This is a genomic window from Streptomyces sp. MnatMP-M17 (assembly GCF_900091995.1).
Classification (GTDB): domain Bacteria; phylum Actinomycetota; class Actinomycetes; order Streptomycetales; family Streptomycetaceae; genus Streptomyces.
This window is the reverse complement of the sequence record NZ_FMDK01000769.1, coordinates 1-7,457: the sequence shown is the minus strand read 5'-3', so window position 1 is coordinate 7,457 and position 7,457 is coordinate 1. Positions and strand designations below refer to the sequence as shown.

The window sequence follows — 7,457 nt, the reverse complement described above, 5'->3', positions numbered from 1 at the left end:
CCGCGACCGCCCTGCCATGCCGTGTCGGCGGCGGGGACGGTCGCGGCGCCGCCGTTCGGCTCAGTCCTCCGCCGGAGTGTCCGGTTTGTCGTGCCACTTCGGGTCGGTCTCCCACTCCAGATTCCGCTCCCGCGCGGTGTCCATCGCGTGCGCCGCCTCCTCCGGACTCGCGTACGGGCCGAAACGGTCCGCCGCGCGGCACTGCGGGCCCTCCTCGACCTTCTGGTGGCGCAGGCAGTAGTACCACTCGCCGGGTTTGCCGACCGTACGCTTCTTGAACAGGGCCATCCTCGGCTCCTTCCTCTGAACGCCATGCTGCCCCACACACGCTCGTTAGACTCGCTGGCATGTCTGGCCAGTCACTGCTCATCCCCGGGGAGATCTCTCCCCTCCGTTCCGTACCCGGAAAGATCCGGCGCCCCGAGTACGTCGGGAAGCCCGCGCCCGCGCCGTACACCGGGCCCGAGGTGCAGACCGCCGAGACGGTCGAGCTGATGCGGATCGCCGGGCGGATCGCCGCACAGGCGATGGAGGAAGCCGCCAAGCACATCTCACCGGGCGTCACCACCGACGAGCTGGACCGGGTCGCGCACGAGTTCATGTGCGACCACGGCGCCTATCCGTCGACGCTCGGCTACCGCGGCTTCCCCAAGTCGCTCTGCACGTCGGTCAATGAGGTGATCTGCCACGGGATCCCGGACTCCACGGTGCTCCGCGACGGCGACATCGTGAATCTGGACGTCACGGCGTACATCAACGGCGTCCACGGCGACAACAACGCCACCTATCTCTGCGGCGATGTCGACGAGGAGTCGAGGCTGCTGGTGGAGCGGACCCGTGAGTCGCTGAACCGCGCCATCAAGACCGTGCGGCCCGGACGGCAGATCAATGTGATCGGGCGGGTGATCGAGTCGTACGCCAAGCGGTTCGGCTACGGCGTCGTCAGGGACTTCACCGGCCACGGGATCAACTCGTCCTTCCACTCCGGACTGATCGTCCCGCACTACGACAGCCCGCACGCCACCACCGTCATGCGGACGGGCATGACCTTCACCATCGAGCCGATGCTGACGCTCGGCACCTACGAGCACGACATGTGGGACGACGGCTGGACCGTGGTCACCAAGGACCGGAAGCGGACGGCGCAGTTCGAACACACGCTGGTGGTGACGGACACGGGAGCGGAGATCCTCACTCTTCCGTGAGGTTGCCGTACCGCCGATGCGGGGTAGCGTTTTTACCGACAGGACGTCGGGAACCAGTTGACTTAGGTAAGCCTAAGTAAGAGTATCGCTTGTGGCGGCAGCGCGTGCCGCCACACGGCATTCGCCCGTTCCCGTCCCCTTTGGTCTCCGGAGGCCCGCCTTGGACGCAACCGCCAGCGCCACGCCCTTCTCCACACTCATCCGTGTCGCCTCGCACGAACAGCACACCGAGGCGGAGACCTCGACCTTCATGAGCGATCTGCTGGGCGGCCGGCTCGGTGTGGACGCCTTCACGCGCTACACGGAGCAGCTCTGGTTCGTGTACGGCGCGCTGGAGAGCGCCATGGACGCGCTGAGATCGGACCCGGTCGCCGGGCCCTTCATCCGGCCGGAGCTGGCCCGTACGCCCGAGCTGGAGCGCGATCTCGCGCATCTGCGCGGTCCCCGGTGGCGCGAGGGCCTCGACCCACTGCCCGCCACCGCCGCGTATGCCGCGAGGATCGGGGAGTGCGCGCGCACCTGGCCGGGCGGATATGTGGCACACCACTACACCCGCTATCTCGGCGATCTCTCCGGCGGCCAGATCATCCGCGACAAGGCGGAGAAGACCTGGGGCTTCTCCCGCAAGGGCGACGGCGTCCGGTTCTATGTCTTCGAGGAGATCCCCAACCCGGCTGCGTTCAAGCGGACTTACCGCGAACTGCTGGACGGGCTGGCGGCGGACGATCTGGAGAAGCAGCGGATCGTCGACGAGTGCAAGCGCGCGTTCGACTTCAACGGCGCGGTCTTCCGTGACCTGGGAACGCGGTTCCCGCTGAGCGCGTAAGGGCCTTCAGCCGGACACGCTACGAGGGACCCGGTCCAGCGCCGTCCTGATCGTGACGGCGGGATCGGGCACATCCAGCCCCAGGACACGCAGCCGTGCGGCCACCTCCAGGATCGGTGTACCGAGGACGACACGGGCGCGGATGAGATGGCTGAGCGGGACGGGATTACTGTCGCGGAGCCAGGAACCGCCGGTTTCGAGGTCTCTCTCCAGCAGCCTCACATCGTCCGTCTCCCGATCCTGCGGTGGCGTGCGGGAGACGCTCAGCCCGTACGCGGCCAGCCGTTCCACCACATAAGAGATCGGAACGCGCAGCCGATCGGCGACCTCGATCAGCCGGTACGGTGTGATGAGGCGTTCGTCTTCGAGCCAGGGCCGCAAGCCGTCCCTGTCGGCACTCAGTATCACGAGGTCGTGGCGGTCCGGCTGCTCCGGCAGCGGCTCGTCCGGAATGCTCAGCCCGTATGCGGCGAGGCGCCCGGCCGCTTCGTTGGGCGAGATCCCGAATTCCCTCGCGTTCATCAGATGGCCGATGTGAATCCGGTCACCGCTTGTCCACCACGGGGGCCCGTTCGTGCCGCTTATGCTGAGCAGGGCCTGATCGTGTCGGTCGTACGGGCGGTCGGGCAGCGTATCCGGCACGGTGAAGCCCAGGCCACGAAGGCGCGACGCCACCCTGGCCAGGGACCAGCCCAGAACGTCCGCCGCTCTGACGAGATGGCCGGGAGGAACAGGTTCGCCGATATCCAGCCAGTACCAGTCGTCCCTCGCCGGATCGTGGCTCAGAAGCCGTCGATCGTCGCCGTCGGGCCGCTCGGGAATCGCGCCCAGTTCGGCGGTCAGCCCGTAGGAGGCGAGCACCCGGCACAGGAGAGAGACCGGTTTTCCGAGTCTGATGCCGGCATGGACGAGATGCTCTGGTCTCACCGGCTGCCCGGCCGGCAGCCAACGCGCAAATATCTCGCCCCAGTTGTAATCGAGAAGCGGCAGATCAGCCGGATCCGGCGCGTCCGGCAGATGACCGACGCAGGTGACGTCGAAGCCGTAGCGCTCCATACGGCGTGCGGCATCGCCGGTGCCGATGCCCAGTTGGACATGCGCGCGTACGAGATGTCCCGGCGGCACCGGGTCCTCGATGGCCAGCCATCCGGGCCGGCCGTCCATCCTCTGGCTGAGCAGGGCGAGATCGACCGGATCGGGAACCGAGTCGTCCGCGAAGTCGGCGTACCGCAGTGGCTGGACATTGAGGGCGGACACACGACGGGCGACCTGACGCAGTGTCAAGCCGGTCCGCATCGCGGCCCAGAGAATCCGGCCGGGCTCGTCCCGTTCATCCATCAGGGGCCATCGTGGCCCGGGGGCAGCGCCCTCACCGACGGTGAGCAGTTTGAGGTCCGACGGCAGCGCGGGCAGCAGCCGACCGGCGTCGGCGATCTCCGGTACCACCTCCGCCAGCGCGTCGGTCTCGGCGCTGGGCCCATGGGCGAGCAGCCGCCACAGCAGGACATGGTCCGGCACCTCTCCGTTCACACGCCGCACCTGGGCGGAGCCGGTCCGCAGCACATCCTTCGGCTCCTCCCGCGCGGCTATCTGGGCATCCGGTGGAAAACAGCCGGCCACGGCGGTCTCGAAGCGCCGGTCGTTCAGGCGCAGGGTGTACCCGCGGGCGGTGGCCGCCCGGGCGACGACATCGGCCACCTGCGGACTCTCGTCTCCCACCGCGCTGATCCACTCAAGGTCCAGCAGAGTCTCCTCGGAGGAGACCAATTGCTCCGCCGCCGTCTCCAAAAGCCTTTTCACGGACGCGGAGACGTCGTCCAGGATCTGTGTACGGTCCACCGAGAGCCGAGGAGGCGATGTGGCACCGGCGAGATTGACCACCGCGCCGCGCAAGCCGTCATCGGTGTCGCCCGCGAGGATGCCTCGCCGTACGGCCGGTCGGGCCAGCAGGCCGTCCACCAGCAGCCCGCCGCCGTGCTCGCACCACACCACCTGGCCGTCCTGAGCGCCTTCCCGCCGCTGGACGAGACCGCCGTGCGCGTCGATCCCGGGCTCCTGCTCCCAGGAAGGGCGGACTCTGGCCTTCAGCACCCAGGGATCCCAGGTCTCCTCCTCCCTACCATGTGTCGCGGTGGTGGTGAACTCGGCGATGCCCAGCAGCCGGCGCAGCACCTTCACACAGGACGGCGCCGTCGCGCCGTCGCGCAGATACAGCCGTACCCAGGTGCCGCTCTTCCTTCCCATCGACGCCGACTCGTCGATCCGGAAGAAGTGGCCCGGTCCGGTGATGACGGCGGTCAGTTCCCGGCCCTTGACGCCCTCGGCGTCCGTACGACGCGTGGTGACCCGGATCTCATCGGCGAGCATGAAGTAGCTCAGCACTCCGATACCGAAGCGGCTGTTGGCCCTGAACCGCACCGGCTCTTCGAGAACACTCCAGCCCGCTTCCTCCTTGAGGAAGTCCGGTTGCTGGGTGAACCGCGCCCCGGCCTGGGAGAAGACGCCGATCAGATCCTCCTCGCGCATACCGACTCCGTTGTCACGGCAGTCGAGATAGGCGCGCCCGGACTCGTCCGTGCCCTGTTCGAGCCAGATCCGGCCGTTGTAGGAGGAGTCCCTGTCATCGGTCTGGAGGAAAGCGAGTTCACGGGCCTGCCGGAAGCGGCAGGCGTCGAGCGCGTTCTGATACAGCTCCCGGACGGCCAGCGCGCGATCACCGTAGAGGTTCTCGCCCATCAGGAGTTCCTGCACACTCTCGTCGTCCAGCCGGAAACGGGGCACCTCGCTTCCGGAGACGCGTTGTCCCTTGTCATTGACGTGGCGCACCCCGTCGGCCCACGCATGTGCGGGCACTCCCCGCAGCGCCTCCTGCGGCTCCTGTGTCTCGGCCGCGTGGCGCACGGCGCGCAGCAGTGTGTCCACCCGTGTGACATGTTCCCGGAGCGCCGCCACCACGGCGGGATGCCGGCAGCCCGCGTTGAGCTCCCGGCCGTCCGGTTGCAGCCGCCACTCCGCTTTCCGGAGGATGCCGTGCAGGTCCTCCAGATCCACCGGGCCGGGAATGCCGACGCGCTTGACGACGACCGGCGAGAGATCGGTGATCTCGATCGCGAAGGCATGAGCGACGGCGTACAGAACGCCGACCAGCACGCCCCGCAGGTTCTGTTCGTCGGGATCACCGCTGAAAACCGGGTCGTACTTGTACAGGGAAGAACCTGAAGTGCTGTCGCACAGTTCATTGAGCTTGAGCCGTGGTGTGCCGAGCAGCCTCGCCACCCGGAGTTCACCGAGCACCTGCCAGATCGCGGAGTCGTCTCCCCGGCCGGCCGCGGACAGCATGGTCCTGACCGTCTTCGTGTGATCGAGCAGACCGTCCTGGGCCAGCCACTGGTGGAACAGCCACCAGCCGATCTGCGCCCTCCCCCCGTCCCGGCCCTGGAGAGCGGGAAGGTTCGCCCGGCGCACCAACCGGTCGTATCCCTGCCTCCGTACGAAGCCGGCGAACCAGCCGCGTTCAGGTGTGTCGGCGCGCTCAGGCCTGTCGTCGGACGTGGGCTGTCCGAGGTCCGCGGGCCCTACGGTACGGAGCCGGGCCGCCAGCAGCGCCGTGGATACGTGGTGGAGCAACGGCAGCAGGGCGAGAAGCGCGGCCTCCCCGGGGACGAGGGAGACCGGCGTGCTGTCCTGCTGCTTCCGCGCCGTCTTGAGCGCGAGCAGCAGCGACTTGCTGATCCGCTGGGCGAGTTGACCGTCCCACCATGGGTCCTCGGTCAGCTCGCTCTCCGCCTCGTCCCGCAGAGCGGCCAGCCGGAGGGCGGCTGTCACCGCCTGCTCCTTGAGCGGCAGATGGTCGAAGTCCTCGGACGCGTAGTTCCAGACCGCGGAGGTCTCGACCAGACGGGCCCATGGGTCAGCGGATTCCGCGGGCTGCCCGTCCCGTCCAACGGCGGTGCCATGGGCGGCGGTTCCGCCGGTGTTCCGGGCGGGCTGCGCCCGGTCGACGAGGGTCCGCCAGTACTTCTCGTTCGGCTCCTTCTCACCGGCCCAGTCGCACCACAGGCGCACCAGCGCCCAGACCTTGCCCGGATCGCGAGGAACACGCGCGTTCGTCGGGTCCTTGGGCAGCCAACTGCTGATTTCCTGGTTGCGGATGACGGTCCCGTAGGGCGGGCGGGCGAGCGCACTCACCATCTCGTAATGCGAGTGCGGCAGCCCGGCGTCTCTCCTCGCGTCCTGAGCCCGCCTCTTGAGCACCGACAACTCGTCGTAGAGCCTGCGGGCGTCCCCCGTGATGATGACGGCCTCCTCGCGCTGTGCCCCGGAGCGGGAACCGCCCGCAGCGGGCGGCTGCGGGCAACGTAGTGGCCAGCAGTTTAGAGCGGGTTCGCCCGCTGTGCCCGCACTTCCTGACGGGCAGTCAGCCCTCCCTCGATTCTTCAACCAGTGCCCCGGCGCCGGGCCGGGCGGAAGACCTGGGAGTTCCCATGGGGAAGAACAAGCGCAGCACGGTGCGGAAGCTTGGACGGGCGGCCATGTTCAGCGCGGTACGAGGACTGGCTTCGGCGGCCGGAGCCACGGTCCTGACCGGGATCATCTGGTGGATCCAGAGCCGTTGAGCTCGTTGAGCGGTGCCTGCCGGACGGTCTCAGTGGGCCGTCAACAGGCGTACTCGGCCGCCTATTTCGATGGTGCCACCAGGGCCCGGGGCCGTGATCAGTTGGGAGCCGCGGCCCTGGGTGATGTTCAGAGCCCGGCCCAGTTGTGCGGTGAGGAGGAGGGCCGCCGCGCCGGTTGCCTCGTCCTCCGGGATGCCGTCGTCACGGCGGGGGAAGGCGCGGGCCCTGACGCGGCCCGCCGCCTCGTCCTGCCAGGCCCAGGCGTAGAGCCAGCCGTCGCCGGGCGGTGGCGCGGGCAGGGCGTCGACCTCGGCGGTGGTGGCGTACTGGCGGAGCGTGCGCGGCGGCGCCCACTCCGGACGGGCCGTGATCCAGGTGAACTCGCCGTCCTGGCGGACCCATACCTCGCCCGCCGGCGGATTCACGGTCTCCAGGTCGAGCAGCCAGGCCGCGCCGACGAGCGGATGGCCGGCGAACGGGAGGCGCAGGCCCGGCGTGTAGATGTCGACCACACCGCGCTCGGGATCGTCGACGAACACGGTCTCGCTGTAGCCGAGCCGGGCGGCGAGCGCCTGCCGCGCCGCCCGATCCGGGTGGCGCCGCCCTTCGCGGACGACGCCGAGCGTATTGCCATGTCGGCCATCGGCACCGCAGAAGACGCTCAGTACGTCGATGTCTGTCACCCGGGCATTCAAGCATCACGGAAACAGGTCCGTACCGCCGCCCGTTCTCCTCCTCGGCGGTACGGACCTGCTCGTACGCGATGTCCTTACGCGATCTCCTCCTGCGCCGTACCTCGGCGCCTGGCCA

General features: G+C 68.7%; 6 protein-coding genes. 3 read left to right on the top strand and 3 right to left on the bottom strand.

Translation table 11 applies throughout. From position 1 onward, the window contains the following. Positions 1–60 precede the first annotated feature (60 nt). Entirely contained in the window at positions 61–288 is a 228-nt protein-coding gene (locus GA0115259_RS30165) for a hypothetical protein (RefSeq protein ID WP_093602886.1), read from the bottom strand. A 59-nt stretch (positions 289–347) separates the two neighbouring features. On the opposite strand from GA0115259_RS30165, the gene map reads away from it, so the two are divergent. Together map and GA0115259_RS30155 are read left to right on the top strand one after the other, a co-directional pair. Then, on the top strand, positions 348–1,205 hold the full coding sequence (gene map / locus GA0115259_RS30160) for a type I methionyl aminopeptidase (RefSeq protein ID WP_093602884.1): 858 nt from the start codon (positions 348–350) through the stop codon (positions 1,203–1,205). A gap of 160 nt (positions 1,206–1,365) precedes the next feature. After that, entirely contained in the window at positions 1,366–2,031 is a 666-nt protein-coding gene (locus GA0115259_RS30155) for a biliverdin-producing heme oxygenase (RefSeq protein ID WP_093602882.1), read from the top strand. Between the two features lie 6 nt (positions 2,032–2,037). Here the strand turns inward: GA0115259_RS30155 and GA0115259_RS30150 are convergent, their stop codons facing one another. Then, on the bottom strand, positions 2,038–6,222 hold the full coding sequence (locus GA0115259_RS30150) for a wHTH domain-containing protein (protein ID WP_093602880.1): 4,185 nt from the start codon (positions 6,220–6,222) through the stop codon (positions 2,038–2,040). Between the two features lie 293 nt (positions 6,223–6,515). On the opposite strand from GA0115259_RS30150, the gene GA0115259_RS42285 reads away from it, so the two are divergent. Further along, a complete protein-coding gene (locus tag GA0115259_RS42285; RefSeq protein WP_256098207.1) occupies positions 6,516–6,647 on the top strand; it encodes a hypothetical protein in 132 nt (43 codons plus the stop codon). A gap of 29 nt (positions 6,648–6,676) precedes the next feature. Here GA0115259_RS42285 and GA0115259_RS30145 read toward each other — a convergent pair whose 3' ends face one another. Beyond that, on the bottom strand, positions 6,677–7,330 hold the full coding sequence (locus GA0115259_RS30145) for a PhzF family phenazine biosynthesis protein (RefSeq protein ID WP_256098206.1): 654 nt from the start codon (positions 7,328–7,330) through the stop codon (positions 6,677–6,679). Between the last annotated feature and the right edge of the window lie 127 nt (positions 7,331–7,457).

What these genes read in the sequence shown, in the direction of transcription:
- GA0115259_RS30165 (WP_093602886.1), bottom strand. Translation starts at nt 288, where the DNA reads ATGGCCCTGTTCAAGAAGCGTACGGTCGGCAAACCCGGCGAGTGGTAC.
- GA0115259_RS30150 (WP_093602880.1), bottom strand. Translation starts at nt 6,222, where the DNA reads ATGGTGAGTGCGCTCGCCCGCCCGCCCTACGGGACCGTCATCCGCAAC.
- map (WP_093602884.1), top strand. Translation starts at nt 348, where the DNA reads ATGTCTGGCCAGTCACTGCTCATCCCCGGGGAGATCTCTCCCCTCCGT.
- GA0115259_RS42285 (WP_256098207.1), top strand. Translation starts at nt 6,516, where the DNA reads ATGGGGAAGAACAAGCGCAGCACGGTGCGGAAGCTTGGACGGGCGGCC.